Here is a 16,191-nt window from a genome sequence, read left to right as displayed (position 1 = left end):
GGCAGGACGTCCCAGGATCCGGGACGGTCAGGCGGCGCGGCGCGGTCAGCAGGCCGGGTCGCCCGCCGCACGGCGGGAAGGGTGCCGGGTGCGTCGCACCCGGCACCTCGCGTTCCCGGCACCAGGGGCGTTCCCGTCACAGGTAGCGGACGACCAGGAAGAGCACGAGCACCGAGCAGATCAGGATCCAGAAGGCGTGGCCGCGCTCCCGGTTGGCCGTGGTGCGCAGGTTGTTCACCCGCCGCCTGCCCTGCCTGACGTCGAACATCGCCCTGCGGGCGCGCTCCCAGGTCATCCCCATGTAGATGGCGAGGGCCGCCACGGCGAGGATGAGGACACCGTTTCCGGTCATCTGGCCCGACCTCCGTTGGCCGCAGATGCTCAGAATTCAATGCGATTGTCCCTGCCCTGAACCGTGCCGCGCGACACATTTTCGAAACCGATCCGGAGGGCGGACGTCACGACCGACTCCGGATCATGGGTTCCGCGCGGGGTGAACCCTCACCCTCCGAAGCGGGCGGGGTCGACCTCGACCCAGATCTGCTCGGCGCGGCCGACCAGCGTGCCGTCCGCGCCGTAGACCGCGCTGCCCGCGAACATCTTGCGGCCCTGCCTGGCGCGCGCGACACCCACGGCCACGCACGGCTCGCCTGCCTCGGGCAGCCGGTGCACCTGCGCGGTCATGGTGCCGAGCACCGCCGGGCGGCTGCCCGCGGGGTCGAACGCCCAGCCGCCGGGGCAGTCGAGCGCGGCCCAGACCAGCGCGGGCGTCGGGTCGTTCCAGGGCGTCCAGGTACAGGCGACCGTGCCGTCCAGGCCGTCCACCGGGCCGGGGGCGAGGCGCATGCCGTCTCCGTGCGCGCGCTCGGGTCCGCACACGAAGCAGCGCGGGAACGGGTGGTCGCCGCCCGCGTTGAACTTCTCCGCGGCGCGCGTGGCGGCCTCTGGGGCGACGGCCGGGACGGGCTCGACGGAGAACGCGTCGGAGCGGGCCTCGGCGACCAGGTTCTCGCCGTCCCAGAGCTTCAGGTGGCCGCGGGCTCCGTCCTCGTCGGTGACGCGCAGCTCGGTCTCCAGCGGGGGAGGGAGGCGGAGCGCGACCCGGGTGACCTCGGCCGCCACCTCGGACGCCAGGAGCCCGGCGACGTAGCCGCCGTTGCCGGAGTTGTCCGGACCGTGGAACCGTGCCTCCACCAGCATGTGCGACCCCCAGAACCCGCCGTGCCTGAACCACCTTGGAACGGTCGAATCCTAGCGGGGGACGTCAGGTAGGGACGATCCGGTCAGAGTGCAGGTAGGGGCGATCCGCTCAGATCGCGCGGGACGGCAGTGCGCGCCCCGGACGCTCAGATCGCGCGGGACGGCTGCGGGCGTCCCGGACGGGTCGAGAAGAACACCGACAGCGACCCGTTCAGCCGGGCGCGCACGGTCTCCTCGTCGACCGGGCCGTCCGCGGGGACGGGGCACAGCTCCAGCGCCCGCTCGATGAGCAGGTCGATCTTCCGATCGGCGACGAGCACCGAGCAGGTGTCGCAGGCGAACCACGGGTACAGCATGTTCAGCACCGCCACGGCGGTGTCGTCGTCGGACAGGTGGGTGGTGTCGAGCTCGACCTCGAACATGTCGGTCGCCTCGGGGTCGAGCGTCGGGTAGTAGAGCCAGCTCGGGTCCGGCGCCGCGCAGAAGTCGCAGGCCGGGTCGAGCGCGGCGGGCTCGCCGACGGCCAGCTCCAGCGCGTGGTCCCACGGCTCCACGCGCCGGTTGTGCCGGTAGCCTACGGTGTCGAGCGCGCCCTCGCGGTTGTGCGTCACGTCGTGCACCTCACCGCCGCACCGGGCGCACATGAAGCCGATGTCCTCCATGCCCTTTCCCCCTGATCGCCGGGGCATCGGATCTCACAGTATCCGGAAGGGCGGCGCCCGCGTACCAGGCCCGCAGGATTCGATCTTGCCCGGTTCCGGGCCCGCCATGCGTCGCCGCACGTCCCGTCCGATACCGTGGGCCTCCTGCGCCGCGCCCACCCCAGGCGCCCCTTCCCCGCGCGCGCCGCCCCGCACCCCGGCGATCCCGGCGGACCCTGCCTTTACCCGCGCTTCACGTTCCCTGGTGATCCCGGTGGCGTCAGCGCGCGGCACCGAGTCCAGAACCGGAGGTCACCCGTGTCCCTCGCCCCGGCACCGGCCGGCGTCGTGCTCAACGCCGACAAGATCGACCTCGTCCGCGACGGCCGGACGCTGCTCGACCGGGTCACCATGACCGTCCTCACCGGCGAGCACTGGGCGCTGATCGGCCCGAACGGCGCCGGCAAGAGCACCCTGCTCGGCATCCTCGGCGCCTACACGCACCCGACGCGCGGCGGCGCCGAGATCCTCGGCCACCGGCTCGGCCGGGTGAACGTGCACGACCTGCGGCGGCTGATCGGCCAGGTCAACCCGAGGCACCCGCTGGAGTCGGCGCGGACCGTCCGGGAGATCGTCCTCACCGGCGCCACCGGCACCATCGAGCTCGTCCCGCGCTGGACGCCCTCGGACGCCGAACTGTCCCGCGCGGACGAGCTGATCGCGCTGATGGGCCTCACGGCCCGCACCGAGGCCCGCTGGCCGAACCTCTCGCAGGGCGAGCGGGGCCGCGCGCTGATCGCCCGCGCGCTCATGCCGGACCCGCCGCTGCTCCTGCTGGACGAGCCCGCCACCGGCCTCGACCTCGCCGCCCGCGAGCGCCTGCTCGCGGCCATCGACGAGCTGCGCGCGAACCGTCCGGACCTGACGACCGTCCTGGTCACGCACCACCTGGAGGAGCTGCCGACCTCCACCAGCCACGCGATGCTGCTGCGCGAGGGCGCGGTGCTGGCGTCCGGCCCGGCGGACGAGGTGCTCACGACCGAGCTGGTCAGCGCCTGCTTCGACCACCCGGTCTCGATCACCCGCACCAACGGCCGCTGGACCGCCACCGCCGGCCACTGAGGCCACCGCCTCAGTCGCCCGGACGGTCCGGCTCGGCCTGGTCTGTCAGGTGTCGGCTCGGACGCGGTGGTCGGCGAGGTGGGCGAGGACGGCCTGGTTCGCCTCCCAGCCGTCCGGGAACTTGACCGGGACGCCGAGCCGCACCGGCTCCGCCGACGGGTGCGCGTCCAGCAGCTCGGGGATGCCCGCGCGCGCGACTACCAGGCACGCGTGCCGGTGCCGGGACGCCAGCACGCACAGCCGCCCCGACTCCAGGTGGAACGCGGTCGCGTCGCGCCGTCCGGACAGCGGGTGCAGGACCACCGTCACGTCGTACTCGCGTCCCTGGAGCCGGTTGGCCGTGTCGACGGTGATCTCGGCGGCGTGCGGGCCGAGCGCGGCGCGGATCGCGGCGACCTGGTCGCGGTGCGCCGCGCCGACCGCGATCCGGTCCGCGCCAACCGGGTTCTCGCCGCGCTCGGAATGCGCCACCGGACCGCGTTGCAGCATCCGCACGGCCAGCGCCGCCGTCGCCTGCACCGCTTCGGCGTCGGTGCGCAGCGTGTGCCGCGCGGGCAGCTCGTACAGCCCCCAGCCGGTCGCCGCGGCCTCCTCGACGGCCCGGTCGTAGGACGTGCCCATCCCGCCGGTGCTCAGTTCGAGCCGCCGGTCTTGCGGCCCGGTGCCCGACCGGAACCCCGTGAACGGGTAGAACGCCCGCGACACCACCGGAGCCGCCGACGCGGGCAGCCGCCACGACACCGGGAGCCGGTGCACCGGCAGCTCCGGATTGTGCGCGAGCAGCACCGACACCGCACTGCGCATCGGATCCCACGACAGGCCCGCCCAGCGCTCGACCTCGACCGTGGAGAACGGGTCGAGCTGGCCGGGGTCGCCCACGAACAGCGCGCGCTCGAACCGTCCGGCGATGCGCAGCAGCATGTCCGAGCGCATCTGGTACGCCTCGTCGACGATCGCCCACGGCCACGACCCGTCGGTCAGCGTCGCCCACTTCGCGGCCGTCGCGATCACGACCGTCCGGTCGGCGATGTCGTCGGCCTTCTGCGCGACGCGCACCGATGCGTGCGCCGTCACCCGCTCGGACGCCGCGTAGCCCGCCGCCGACAGCCGCCCGATCGCCAGGTCCGGATGGTCGCCCGCGATCCGGTCGATCAGGTCGTCCACCTGCTCGTTGGTCTGCGCCACGATCATCAGCCGCTCGCCCGCCGCGGCGAGGTGCGCCGCGGCCCGCACGACCAGCGTCGACTTGCCCGCGCCGGGCGGCGAGTCGACCACGACGCCGCGATGGTCCCTCGCCAGGTCGGCGAGAACGGCCTCGACCACCCGGTCCGCCTCCGCGCCGGGATTGCCGACCGCCGCGCCGGATTCGCTGATGGCCGTCACGACCACACCTCCGTCGCGTCCTCGTCGGCCGGTTCGTACTCGGCGGGCGGGCCGCCGTGCGTCCACGGCGTGTCGTCGCGCTCGGGGAACTTCGCCGCGCCCCACGAGTCGGACGTGCGGGAGGTGAACACGACCTCCAGGCCCGGCTCCGGGACGACGCCCGCCTCGGGTGTGAGCTTGCGTCCCATGCCGCCGGTCAGCTCCAGCAGGACGTCCCCGCCGTCGATCTCCACGATCCGGCCCTTGAGCCCGGGACGGGCCGCGTTCACGACCGTCGCGCCCTCGTCCAGGCGGACCGGGTCCTCGGTGCGGATCCACAGGTGCGGGCGGAGCTTCGGGCGCTTGCCCGACTCGTCCAGCCGGGTCGGGTCGGCCGCGGTGACCACACCGCCGAACGCCTGGCCCGCGAGCCGCTGCTCGGCCATCACGAGCGGGTCGTCGAACGCGCGCTGGGCCTCGTACGACTCCTGCGACCGCTCCAGGTCGTGCAGGCGGCGCGCGGCGCGGACGGCGTCGTCCAGCTTCGCCTGCGGCGGGTTCTCGGCGAACTCGCGGTGGAAGTAGGTGAACGAGTCGCGGTCCCGCTCCCAGCGCCTCGGCACGCTCGCGCCCTCGGGCAGCGCGCGCAGCAGGTCCAGCGCGCGCCAGGCGAGGTCCCAGGTCGGCCGCAGCTGGGACGCGACCGCCGCGCGGACCCGCTCCTCGGCGCGCGGCGCGCCGCCGCTCTCGTCGTACGCCGCGATCGCCGGGGCGAGCACCTCGTTGTCGAACGTCGGATCGGTCGTCGGACCCGCGGGCGGGCAGGCCACCGGATCCTCGGCGCGCGCGGCGGCGGACGGGCCGTCCATGCCGTCCGGCGGATCGATCCAGCCCATCAGCGCGCCGAGGTTGCCGTCCTCCAGGGAGCTCTGGCCGGTCGCCCAGTGCAGCCGCAGCGTCTCGGTCAGCGTGAGCAGCAGCGACGACCCCGGACGGTCGTTCCGGTCGGCGTACCAGGTCAGCCAGCGCCCCAGCATCGGGACGGCCGGGTCGACCGCCCACGGCCCCTCGGTGCTGCGGAACCGGGTGGACCGCCCGAGCAGCCGCAGGAATCCCACGCCGCCGCGGTTCGGAACCACGATCTGCGGCGCCCGCTCGTACCGGAACCGCTCCTCGCCGTCCTTCGACGGCTCCAGCGTCTCGGTCGCGCCGCGCTCGGCCTCGACGTGCGCGAGCACGGCCTTCGCCAGCTCCGCCGCGTAGGCGAACCGCAGGTCGCGGTTGCGCGGCTGCGGGACGACCAGCAGCTCCGGCGCGTCCCGGTCGGTGCCGAGCATCGTCGCCAGCGGCGCCGCGGCCTCGCCAGCCAGCTTCAGCGGGATCATCACCAGCGGCTTCTCGCTCAGATGGCAGTGCCGGACGGTCGCGACCGGCTGCGCCCGCCCGGTCGCGAGCGCTTCGAGCTGGGCGAGCGCGGTGAGCGTGCTCACGCCGTGCGCTCCAGGACGTCCGTGGCGCCTCGCGGTGCCTGCGCGCCGACGAGCGGCTGCTCCGCCGAGCGCTCGCCTCCGCTGCCGAGCGCCTCGCGGCGGAGGCGCGCGGCGATGCGCAGCTGCTCGGCCGTCTCGGCCATGTCCTCGGATGGTTCCCGGACGCCGCGCGCCAGTTCGAGCGCGGTCACGACGCTGTCCACGCCGCCGAGCTCGTCCCGGACGTTCCGCCCCAACGTCCCCGTCGCCCCGCAGGCGCGCGCCTCGTCCCGGCAGAACAGCGCCATCTCGCAGCTCGCCATGCACTCCGGCGCGTACCGGGCCTCCACCGCGCGGACCGCCTCGGGCAGGCCCTCGTCCAGCGCGAACGTCAGCCCCTCGGGGAGCCGGCGGGCGATGTCCTCGGCGCGGGTGAGCCGCGCGAGCTGCCTCTTCACCACCGCGAGCTGCGGCCGGACGTCCAGGGGGGTGGCCGTCGGCCGGTTCGAGAAGTTCTCCGGGCAGACCAGGAACACCTCGTGCGACACGCGCTCCGGATCGTGCCCGAGTCCCTCGACCAGCTCCCGCAGCGCCAGCACGTACACCGCGGACTGCCGCGCCGCCGCCGCGACCTGCTCCGGCTCGGCCTGCCCGTCCACCACCGCGAACGACTTGACCTCCACGACGTGGAAGCGGCCGCCGAGCTGGAACGCGATCACGTCCGGCTCCAGGTAGGCGCGCTGCCCGGCGATGTCCAGACGCAGCAGCGGGTGGTCGAACAGCGTTCCCGCGCCCGTCTCCAGGGCGCGCGCCATCAGGTGCCGGGTGCGGGCGTGCCGCACCTCGCGGCTCTCGGTGCCGACCGACTCCAGGTCGTCATAGGCGACCTCCGGGACGTCCAGGCCGAGCCGGTCGCGCAGCAGCGCCAGCAGCTCGGCGCAGCCGTCCGCCTTCACCTGCGCCTCGAACGCGTTCCCGCGCGTGATCGCGAACTGCGACTGCCCGAAGGGCGCGCCGAACCCGAGGTGCCGCGCGACCGCGTCCTTGTCCACCGCGGCCGCGTCCATCACCCCGCGCCGCGCGCAGCCCGGGTTCGCGGTCAGCGCCGCGATCGTCCGCGCGTCGTGGTTGCGCGGGGCCTCGCCGCCGCGCAGGTGGGACAGGTCGGTCGCCGTGTGCTCGTCGTCTCTGCTCATCGCCGTCGCCGGTTCGTCGTGTCGTCGGGGCCTTCGCCCGTGATCGTCGTGCTTCCGGACGGGCCGGACCCGGTGCCGGACGGGCCGGACGCGGTGCCGGTGCGGCGGGGGAGGGCCCGCAGGCCGCCGCCGAACAGCAGCGCCGCGTCGTCCAGCGCGTCCGCCGCGCGCCGGGCCGCCGCCGCGCGGTCCCGCCCGTCGGCGTCGCGGTGCACGGCCAGCTCCGCCCGCGCCGCCTCGGCGACCACGGCCGGATCCGTCGTCCCGTCCGTCCCGACGGTACCGCCCGCTGCCCCCGGAATGGTGGCGGCGAACCGCCACAGCAGCCGCTGGACGCGTGCATCCCGTCCGGTATCGGTGTGTTGGGCGCGTTCCGCGACCCGGATCGCCGCGGTGAGGAAATCCACCCGCGCGCTCAGCGGACCGACGATCCGCCGGCGCAGCGACCAGGTGCTCACCGTCAGCAGCCCTCGCGCCGGAGCCAGCAGGTCGGCCGTGAGCGCGGCGCACAGGTAGTACGGACGCGCATAAGGCGCGGACCTGAACGACCGCTCCTCGTCGCGCCGCAGGCTCGTCAAGCGCGTCGCCGGAATCTCGCCGGGGAAGAACGCGCCGTAGACGGCCCCGACGAGCTTCGGTGCGGCAGGCACGCTCAGCAGCGTCAACGCCTGATGCACCTGCTCCCGAACCGGCACCAAGCCACGGGCGACTTCTGCCGGAGCCTCGCGCTCGTGCCGTTGCTCGGGCACGGCCTCGGCCGGGGCCTGCCGGTCGCCAAGGACGGCCTCGTCCCACGCGTGCTCGGCCCTGCGCAGCTCCGAGCGCAGGTTCCGCGCGGCCTCCCGGTCGCCGCCCGCCACCGCGCGCCGGACGGCGGCGCGCAGCTCGGCGATGCGCTCCTCCAGCGCGTCGGGGGAGGAGCCGGGGGATCCGGACATGCCCGAGAGCGTAGCGCGACTTCCAGTGACTTCCAGTGTTTTCCAGATTTATCCGCGTTGGTCGCGCCGCAATGGATGGTCGTCCGGCACCTGGACCAGGACGATCCGGACACCGTCCGGGTCCTCGATCCACATCTCGACCAGCCCCCACGGCTCGGCGCGCGGCTCGCGCACGATCCGGACGCCTCCCTGCGCCAGCCGCGCGTGCTCCGCGTGGACGTCCCGCACCTGCATCCACAGCATGGGCGCGCCCTCGCCGACCGTCCCCTGCCCCCGTCCGGACACCTCCAGGAAGCCGGAACCGAGGAAGAACACCAGGCCAGGATCGTCCGGCGGCCCGAACTCCCGGTACACCGCCAGCCCGAGCACATCCCGGTAGAACCGGCGCGCCCGCTCAGGATCGGCGGAACGGATCAGGACGCGGCTGCTCAGAACCTCCATGAGCCCCTTCCTTCCCACCCCGCAGCCCACCAGCCTTCGAGCTCCGCCAGCCTTAAGGTCTTGTCCGCGTCCAGGGACGCCTTGCCTGGACGCGGGGGTATGGCAGCCTTGTCCGCGTGACGGACACCGAAGCCGCCCTCCGGCGCGTCTGGCTGATCAGGCACGGCGAGAGCGAGTCGAACGCCGGCCTCCCCACCAACGGCCCCGGAGCCGCCCCGCTCACCGCCCTCGGCCGCCGCCAGGCCGAACGCGTCGCGGCGATGATCCCGAGCGCGCCGTCCCTCATCGTCAGCTCGACCTTCGTGCGCGCCCGCGAGACCGCCCTACCCGCGCGACGCCGCTTTCCGGACGTCCCCTACGAGGAATGGCCCGTCCAGGAGTTCACCTACCTGGGCTCACTGCACGGCCCGAACACGACGGCCGAACAACGCCGCCCCTACTCCAAGTCCTACTGGGACCGCTCCGACCCCGCCCTCGTGGACGGCGGCGACGGCGAGTCCTTCCAAGACCTGATCACGCGCGCCCGGCTGATGCTCGACACCCTGGCCGCCCGCCCCGAGCGCGGCCTGATCACCGTCTTCACGCACGGCCTCTTCATGCGCGCCGCGATGTGGACGCTCCTCACCGGCATCACCAAGCCGACCTCCGAGCAGATGCGGCAGTTCCGCCACTTCATCGAAACCAGCGCCACACCGAACGCCACGATCGCCGAACTCGTCCGCGGCGAACACACCCCCTTCTCCCTGCTCCTCGGCACCGCAACCGCAACCCTGGACGAACCGGTCGCGCCAAGCGTTTCCGGCGCCTCTGAGCACGCCCGGAACGCTCAGGAGGCGAAACCGGCGAAGTAACTCGCGACCATGTCCTCCTCGCCGTGGCCTTGCTCAGCCGCCCGGATGAACCGCTGGCGCGCGGCGTCCGTGAGATCGACCCGGATGCCGGACGAGGACGCCGCCTCCATGATGAGCCCGGTGTCCTTGGCCGCGTTCACCACCGTGAACGTCGGGCTGAAGTCCCGCTCCAGGACGGCCTTCATCTTCGACTGCAGGTAACCGCTGTCGAGTGGGCCACCCGTGACGACCTCGGCAAACATTCGCGGATCGATCCCCAGGCCCTCGGCGAGAGCCAGCGACTCGGCCACCAGCGACGTCACCGTGATCGCGTACCCGACCGTGACCATCTTCAGCCGCGTCCCGCCGCCCTCCGCGCCGTCCTCGCCCACCCACAACGTCCGCTGGCCCACCGCGTCGAACACCGGCTGCACCGTCCCGCGCGCGGACTCCGGCCCCGCCGCCAGGACGATCAGCTTCCCTTCCTCGGCGGGCTGCCTGCTCCCTTGCACGGGCGCGTCCACGAAGACGAGCCCGTTCTGCGCAGCCAGTTCGGCCAGAGGACCGAGCGCCGCGACCCCGACCGTGCTCATCTGCGCCCAGACCGCCCCCTCCCGCGCCGCGGGCGCCGCCTCAGCCATCACCTCGGCCACGGCCCCGCCGTCCGTCAGCATCGTGACGATCACGTCCGCCCCCGCGACCGCATCCGCAGCCGAGTCAGCGACCCGGGCCCCAGCCTGCCCCAGAGGCTCGGCCCGGGCCCGCGTCCGATTCCACACCGCCACCTCCAACCCCGCCCCTAGGAGGTTCCGCGCCATGGCCGCCCCCATGATCCCCGTCCCCAAAAACCCCACTGCCACCATCCGAAACCTCCCCAACTCCCCGCAGCACCCACCGCACCACGCCTCCCCATCCCCTACCCACTCCCCGCGTCCCGCCCCCCGCGCCTGGCTCCGCGTCCTGAGACTTGCGCGTGCGTCCGGCGCTGAGTGTTCCGCGCCCAGCGCGCCGCTTACCTACCGCGCTTGAAGCGGGCGTGCCTGCCCCGAGCCCACACCCCGGGCTATGCGTCCTGTCCCCGCGCATTCCCACGTCCTGCGCGTTGGCGCCGCTTGCCTTCTGCGCTCCCCGGCAGGTGTGCGCCCCGCTCACCGTGGTCTGTGCTTCGTGGACGCGTGTCCTGGCCGTCCCGCACGCTGCCGTGCGAGGTGGGCAGCCCGCGTCCCGTGCGGGTGGGGACGCTGCCGGTTTGTGCACACCGAGCGAAGCGATCCCGTCGCCCATGCCGGGCGGGTGCGCGACGTGCCGTGCTGGCGTGTCCGGAGTGCGCTGCGTGTACTGCGGGGTTATGTGCCCCGGATGCGCCGATTGTGGCGGGGGTTATCCGTAGGCGGGGTTGTCGTCCGCGACGGCCGTGTAAGGGACGGCGAACGCGTCGAGCGTCCGCTCCAGGTTGGCCGACCACCAGGCCACCAGCGCCGTGGACGCCCCGTCGCCGTCGGACTCGGCCGTGTCGTCACCGAGATACCGCTGCCGCATCGAGGCGACGTCGCAAAGCCGCTCCCACCAGGCGCGGTGGACGGCCGACTGGATCTGTCCGGCGTCCAGATCCACCACCGTGCGGTGTCCATGCAGGAAGGCCTGGACGCGGTCGAGATCGAAACCACGGTCGTCCCCGCACGCGAACAGGCGCGCTGCGGCCCCGACGACCTCGCCGGCGAGCGGTCCGAGTGTCATCGCGTCCCAGCCCAGCACCGCCGAGACCTCACCGGACCGTCCGTACCGCAGATGCTCCTGGTGGAACGCACCATGCAGCCGACCCACCACGCTCGTGTCGATCTCCGGGGGCTGGTGGTCGGCGAACTCGCTGAGCAGCTCGCGTCGCTCCCGCAGCCGCCGGACGGTCAACGCGGAGAAATCCGTCCCGTCATCAGGTGTTTCTTCCAGCGCAGCGTCCACGGCCGCGATCGCGGCGGACGCCCTGGACGTCGGCAACAGCAGCATGCTCTGCTGCACGGGCCCGGTCGCTCGATCGAGTTCGACATGCAGCTGCCCGAGCAGCGCGCCCAGCCGCTCGCACTGGACGAACGTCAGCTCCAGCCCGTCCCGCCGCCGCCCGGACGCCCAGGGGAACAGCTCATACCCAAGACCACCCGCGACAACGAGCGTCTTGCCATTCCGAGCCGCAACGGGCGCAAGTACCGGGAGGCCCGCGTCGTCCAGCGCTTTCATTGCCTCGTGACGAAGCCGGATCGCCTTCCGATCAGGGACGCGATGCTCGCGCAGCAGGTAGGAGGCGCCCGCCGCGTTCACCCGCCACCGGCGCTCCCGCCCGCCGTTCAGCGGTTCCAGGACGGCCCCGGCTTCGATCTCCCAACGACGCGGCAGCCGCGGCGGTAGCGGCTCGTCGTCGTGAACCCGCGATGACGTCGGCACCTCGGTCCCTCGCTGGACTCGGTCGAACGAATGTTCCCCCGCCGACGCTACACGTTCCCCCACCCCCACGAAAGCGAACCGCCCATCCTCCCGTCGCCCCCGCCCACCTACCCCGAAACCCAAACCCAGCCACCACCCCCAAACGCGCCTCCGCCCCAACCCCTGCCATACCCCCAACCCCACCCAACGCTGCGCGCCGCATGAGGCGCACCGAACGAGGCGCACCCAACGCTGCACGCTCAACAAGACGCGCCCGACACTGCGCATCCAGCGAGGCGCGCCGACGCTGCGCGCTGGTTGAGGCGCGCCGAACGAGGCGCACGCGACGCTGCATGCTCAACAAGACGCGCCCGACACTGCGCATCCAGCGAGGCGCGCCGACGCTGCGCGCTGGTTGAGGCGCGCCGAACGAGGCGCACGCGACGCTGCATGCTCAACAAGACGCGCCCGACACTGCGCATCCAGCGAGGCGCGCCGACGCTGCGCGCTGGTTGAGGCGCGCCGAACGAGGCGCACGCGACGCTGCATGCTCAACAAGACGCGCCCGACACTGCGCATCCAGCGAGGCGCGCCATCACTGCGCGCCGGGCGAGGCGCACCGAACGAGGCGCACCCAACGCTGCGCGCTGGTTGAGGCGCACCGAACGAGGCGCACCCCGACGCTGCACGCTCAACAAGGCGCGCCCGACACTGCGCATCCGACGAGGCGCGCCAACGCTGCGCGTCCGAGGATGCACAGCCGACGGCGCGCACCAGACGCGGCACGCCAGACGGGGCGCACCCAGCCAGGTGCGCACCCAGCCAGGTGTGCGCTCGGCTAGGTGTGCGCTGCCTTGTGCGCTTGAACGTGCCGGCCCATGCATGGCCGTGCCCGTAGGACCCCGCGTGGGCGGGGGGCGAGGCGGGTTGTGATGAGGCGTGTGTCCGTCATGCGGGTTCGGTCAAAACTTGCGCGGCCATACAGGGGTGCGGCCATGCGTGCCCGGACGTGTCCCTGCGCTCATCGCCTGCGTACTTGCTCCCGACGAACGACGCCCGCCCGCGCGGTCGCGAGGCAGTGTGTTCCTCACGTCCGCGCGGGCGGGTGGCGTGCCGTGTGCGTGACGGGTCGTGTGCCGGGACGGTCCGGTCAAACGCGTTCGAGGACCACCACCGGGATCTCGCGGTCGGTCTTGGTCTTGTAGTTGTCGTAGTCGGGCCAGACGGCGGCCATCTTCTTCCAGAGGCGTGAACGCTCGTCGCCCTCGGTTGTGCGGGCGCGCGCCGTGAAGCGGTCGCCCTTCACCTGGACCTTCACCTCGGGGTCGGCTTCAAGGTTCAGGTACCACAACGGGTGGTCGTCGTCCCCGCCTTTGGACGCGATGACGACGTAGTCATCGTCGTCCTCCTGGTAGATGAGCGGAGTGGTGCGCTCCTTACCGGACTTGCGGCCCGTCGTGGTCAGCAGCAACGTGACCGTGCCGTTCCAGTCGTGGCCCTCTGCGCCGTCGGTCTCCTGATAGCGCTTGACGTGCTCCTTGCCGAAAAGCATGGGTTCTCCTCGTTCGCCGAAAACCGGGTGTCCGTGGGGCGCGCGGATCGCGCGACCGAGACAACGCCCGTCGGCACGAGGACCTTCCCGGCAGCTCAGAGGCCACGCGGGAGCGCAGGGTCAAATCTCGTTCAGCAGGCTCTTCAGGAAGCGGACGGTCTCGTCCGGACGGGACGCGGTGATGCACAGATCGTTCATCACCCGCATGTAGGTGTCCACGTCGGCGGGTTTGTCCAGGTAGAGGGCGCTGGTGAGCTGCTCCAGGTACACCACGTCCGAAAGGCCCGGCTCGGCGAAGCGCAGGATCGTGAACGGACCGCCCGTCGCGCACGGCTCGGACGCCTCGTACCGGACCACCTGGAGCGTCACGTTCGGCAGGTCGGCCATCGTGACGAGATGCCGGAGCTGCCCGCGCATCACCTCGTCCCCGCCGAGGCGACGGCGCAGGACGGCCTCGTCCAGGACGGCCCACAGCGTCGGCGCCCCGGGCTCGACGAACCGCTCCTGCCGAGTCATCCGCAGCCGGACGCGCCGCTCGACGTCCTCCTCGGTCGCGTCCGGATGCCCCAGCCGGACGACGGCCCGCGCGTAGTCCTCCGTTTGCAGCAGCCCTGGCACGAACTGGAGCTCGTAGCACCGCAGAAGCGACGCGGCCTCTTCTAGACCGAGGTAGGTCTCGAACCAGTTCGGTAGGACGTCGCCATAGCGATGCCACCAGCCGGGAGTGTTCGCCTCGCGCGCGAGCTCCAGCAGGGGAGCGCGCTCGGCGGGATCCGTAACGCCATAGAGGGTCAGCAGGTCGGAGACGTCGCGCTCCTTGAACCCGACGCGGCCGAGCTCCATCCGGCTGATCTTCGAGTGCGACCCGCGGATCTCGTAACCCGCGTCCTCGGTCGAGATGCCCTTCTCCTCGCGGAGCCGGCGCAGTTGCGCCCCCAGCAGGATGCGCAGCACGGTAGGACCGCCACGACGGGGGTAGTCGAGCAGTCGTCCGGGCGTGGCGTCGCCCTCCGCTGGAGGAACGGGTGCTGCTGCATCCTGGGGCAAGGGGTCACCAGCCAGTCTTGGCGAAACGGCACCGACCATCGTAGAGGATCACACCGTCCCGCGCCGCCCGCCGCACCGGATCGCTTCCGGTACGTACCGATATGACGCGTACCCGTTCGCGCCAACCGGGCGTCCCCGTTCCGATCGGCCTCCGAACCGCTGGCGCCCGCCCCCGACGTACGCGTGAAGTCTCTCACGTAACCCGTCGCTTCCGCCCGCCCCACCCGTCCTGACGTGCCGTTCTCTTCAGCTTCGCGACAACCCGTCGCAGCGCGTGACGCAGCTCTCGCCCGTCAGAGGCGAACACCGCCCCGACGAGACGTTCTCATTACTTGAGGGAGACGTACACAGCGCCTCCGAGCAAGACGACATCTCTACAGGGGAACTCTGATGGACATCCGCTTCCTCACCACCGGCCGAGTACCCGAGGCCGCCCGAGCCTCCGCCGAAACGGCCGTCCGCGCGGCCCTCGCCGAAACCGACGCGTCCACCGTCTCCGTCCAGGGCACCCTAACCCTGTCCCCGGACCAGACCCTCCCACGCCCCGCCCTCGCCCAAGCGAGCGTCACCCTCGACGGCCGCTCCCTCCGAGTCCAGGCCGCCGCCCCGACCGTGGACGAAGCCATCGCCCTCCTCCAAGACCGCCTCTCCGTCCGAGTCGCCTACCTACGCGCCAGCTAACCCCCACACGGCCTTCGCGCCCACCCCCTCCCACCCCGCGAAAGCCCCCCACCACCCTTCCCACACACAACCCACCCCCGCCCCTGCACACGACGCCCTGGCGCCTCACGAGCCTGCACACCACAGGCCACCGAACTGCCCCCAAGCCCCACGGGCCCGCCCCCCAGGGGTCCGCGCCCCACGAGCCCGCGCGCCAGGGGCCTGCGCCCCACGAGCCCGCGCGCCAGGAGCCTGCGCTTTACGGGTCTGCGCTTACGGGCCCGCGCACGACGGTCCTGCACATGACGGGCCCGCGCACGACGGGTCTGCGCACCACAGGCATACGGACTGGGACCTGCGGACTGGAACCTGAGCACCATGGGCCTGCGCACGAGGGCCTCAGCATTTACGGGCCTGCACACCAACAGGCTTGCGCACTGATGCCGGGCGCCGAACTCACGCGCCCATCGTCCCCGTTGGCAGTCAGAGCGCCGCGTCAATCAGGTGCTCGGGGCTCGCACGCCGAGGTGGCATGGACCGGCCACCTACGCGAACGCGACTGAGGAGATCCCGGCCGTGGTCCGGCCGTGGTCCTCTCCTGAGAGGACAGGCTAGGAGTTCGGATAGTGCTGATAGGGAACCGCGCCGAGTTCGGCACCCTGTTCACGATGGTTCGCATGCCGGGCTGCCGCCTCCCCGGCACGCCGACCGGTTGGCCGACCTGTTCGCCGCACCGGATGACCGCAATCGCCGTCAGGCCTCCTTGGACGATGCCACCGCGGACGTCGTTGGCCGATGCCACGCGCTGATGCCGTTGACCAACGCCGTTCACCAATCCCGCGAGCGCCGTCGCTGGCGCGCGCCGAACTACCCCGGCAGACCTTCGCGTGCGATTGGTCGGGTGCGGATGCTCGCATGCCCACGCCCGTGAGGCTCCTGCTCGTGCGGCATCCTGCATGGTGCCCCAACTGGGACTGCTGGACTGCACACTCGGGGGAGCGGCACACCTACGCAAGAAATCCTTCAACCCCGCGGAGCTCCGCGAGTTGGCCTGATCTGGATCACGCTTGCCGGACGACCAGGGCACCACGGGACGGTCCAAGGGGGTGAGGCCGTGCCAACACCGTCTCCCGCTCGCACGCACCGCTCTGTCTCCCGCCCGCACGCGCGGGTCCGTGCTGAGTAAGCATCCGCAGCAGCGTCTTCAAGGGCGCCGCCAGTCCGTGAGCTGGGCCTACATCTGCCGTCGCTCAGCACGAAGAGCAAGAGTAGACAGACCGAGTCCTGAGCCGAGCGGAAGCGGCCTCCGTTCCAACAT

Annotated in this window: 15 protein-coding genes; 3 read left to right on the top strand and 12 right to left on the bottom strand. The window is 72.4% G+C overall.

Translation table 11 applies throughout. From position 1 onward, the window contains the following. Window positions 1-136 precede the first annotated feature (136 nt). From FHU30_RS31330 to FHU30_RS31320, 3 genes are all read right to left on the bottom strand, one after another. Window positions 137-352 (bottom strand): hypothetical protein, encoded by a 216-nt coding sequence (locus FHU30_RS31330; RefSeq protein ID WP_253880585.1) that lies wholly within the window; start codon window positions 350-352, stop codon window positions 137-139. A gap of 149 nt (window positions 353-501) precedes the next feature. Next, window positions 502-1,200 carry a thioesterase family protein gene (locus FHU30_RS31325; RefSeq protein WP_253880583.1) on the bottom strand — a complete coding sequence of 233 codons (699 nt, stop codon included), beginning with the start codon at window positions 1,198-1,200 and terminating at the stop codon, window positions 502-504. 146 nt (window positions 1,201-1,346) lie between these two features. After that, window positions 1,347-1,862, bottom strand: a complete 516-nt coding sequence (locus tag FHU30_RS31320; RefSeq protein WP_253880581.1) for a hypothetical protein — start codon at window positions 1,860-1,862, stop codon at window positions 1,347-1,349. Window positions 1,863-2,159: 297 nt separating this feature from the next. Between FHU30_RS31320 and FHU30_RS31315 the strand changes: the two genes are divergently transcribed. Then, window positions 2,160-2,963, top strand: coding sequence for an ABC transporter ATP-binding protein (locus FHU30_RS31315; RefSeq protein WP_253880580.1), 804 nt, complete (start codon window positions 2,160-2,162; stop codon window positions 2,961-2,963). A 45-nt stretch (window positions 2,964-3,008) separates the two neighbouring features. Here the strand turns inward: FHU30_RS31315 and FHU30_RS31310 are convergent, their stop codons facing one another. The 5 genes from FHU30_RS31310 to FHU30_RS31290 are packed head-to-tail and all read right to left on the bottom strand — an operon-like array spanning window position 3,009 to window position 8,369. Beyond that, complete coding sequence (locus FHU30_RS31310) at window positions 3,009-4,346, bottom strand: AAA family ATPase (RefSeq protein WP_253880578.1); 1,338 nt, start codon at window positions 4,344-4,346, stop codon at window positions 3,009-3,011. Then, window positions 4,343-5,815, bottom strand: a complete 1,473-nt coding sequence (locus FHU30_RS31305; RefSeq protein WP_253880576.1) for a hypothetical protein — start codon at window positions 5,813-5,815, stop codon at window positions 4,343-4,345. Before FHU30_RS31305 ends, FHU30_RS31310 begins: the two co-directional genes overlap by 4 nt. After that, entirely contained in the window at window positions 5,812-6,990 is a 1,179-nt protein-coding gene (locus FHU30_RS31300) for a hypothetical protein (RefSeq protein WP_253880574.1), read from the bottom strand. Before FHU30_RS31300 ends, FHU30_RS31305 begins: the two co-directional genes overlap by 4 nt. Then, the gene (locus FHU30_RS31295; RefSeq protein WP_253880572.1) at window positions 6,987-7,928 is read right to left on the bottom strand and encodes a hypothetical protein; all 942 of its coding nucleotides are present in this window, start codon (window positions 7,926-7,928) and stop codon (window positions 6,987-6,989) included. The genes FHU30_RS31300 and FHU30_RS31295 overlap by 4 nt, the downstream gene beginning before the upstream one ends. Window positions 7,929-7,976: 48 nt before the next feature. Further along, a complete protein-coding gene (locus FHU30_RS31290) occupies window positions 7,977-8,369 on the bottom strand; it encodes a VOC family protein (RefSeq protein ID WP_253880571.1) in 393 nt (130 codons plus the stop codon). A 116-nt stretch (window positions 8,370-8,485) separates the two neighbouring features. On the opposite strand from FHU30_RS31290, the gene FHU30_RS31285 reads away from it, so the two are divergent. After that, a complete protein-coding gene (locus tag FHU30_RS31285) occupies window positions 8,486-9,220 on the top strand; it encodes a histidine phosphatase family protein (protein ID WP_253880569.1) in 735 nt (244 codons plus the stop codon). Here FHU30_RS31285 and FHU30_RS31280 read toward each other — a convergent pair. The 4 genes from FHU30_RS31280 to FHU30_RS31265 form a co-directional block, all read right to left on the bottom strand. After that, window positions 9,196-10,062, bottom strand: a complete 867-nt coding sequence (locus FHU30_RS31280; protein ID WP_301323896.1) for an NAD(P)-dependent oxidoreductase — start codon at window positions 10,060-10,062, stop codon at window positions 9,196-9,198. The two genes, FHU30_RS31285 and FHU30_RS31280, sit on opposite strands and share 25 nt — an antisense overlap. 517 nt (window positions 10,063-10,579) lie before the next feature. Beyond that, a complete protein-coding gene (locus FHU30_RS31275) occupies window positions 10,580-11,635 on the bottom strand; it encodes a phosphotransferase enzyme family protein (RefSeq protein ID WP_253880567.1) in 1,056 nt (351 codons plus the stop codon). A 1,129-nt stretch (window positions 11,636-12,764) separates the two neighbouring features. Further along, window positions 12,765-13,166: a nitroreductase family deazaflavin-dependent oxidoreductase gene (locus tag FHU30_RS31270; protein ID WP_253880566.1), complete on the bottom strand. Its 402-nt coding sequence runs from the start codon at window positions 13,164-13,166 to the stop codon at window positions 12,765-12,767. A 120-nt stretch (window positions 13,167-13,286) separates the two neighbouring features. Continuing rightward, window positions 13,287-14,153, bottom strand: coding sequence for a Sco1979 family transcriptional regulator (locus FHU30_RS31265; RefSeq protein WP_253880901.1), 867 nt, complete (start codon window positions 14,151-14,153; stop codon window positions 13,287-13,289). Between the two features lie 450 nt (window positions 14,154-14,603). On the opposite strand from FHU30_RS31265, the gene FHU30_RS31260 reads away from it, so the two are divergent. Then, on the top strand, window positions 14,604-14,894 hold the full coding sequence (locus FHU30_RS31260) for a hypothetical protein (protein WP_253880564.1): 291 nt from the start codon (window positions 14,604-14,606) through the stop codon (window positions 14,892-14,894). Window positions 14,895-16,191: the final 1,297 nt, after the last annotated feature.

This window comes from Actinomadura rupiterrae, assembly GCF_024172125.1.
Classification (GTDB): Bacteria; Actinomycetota; Actinomycetes; order Streptosporangiales; family Streptosporangiaceae; genus Spirillospora; species Spirillospora rupiterrae.
Note: the sequence above shows the minus strand (reverse complement) of the source record. Positions and strands in the feature narration are given on the sequence as shown.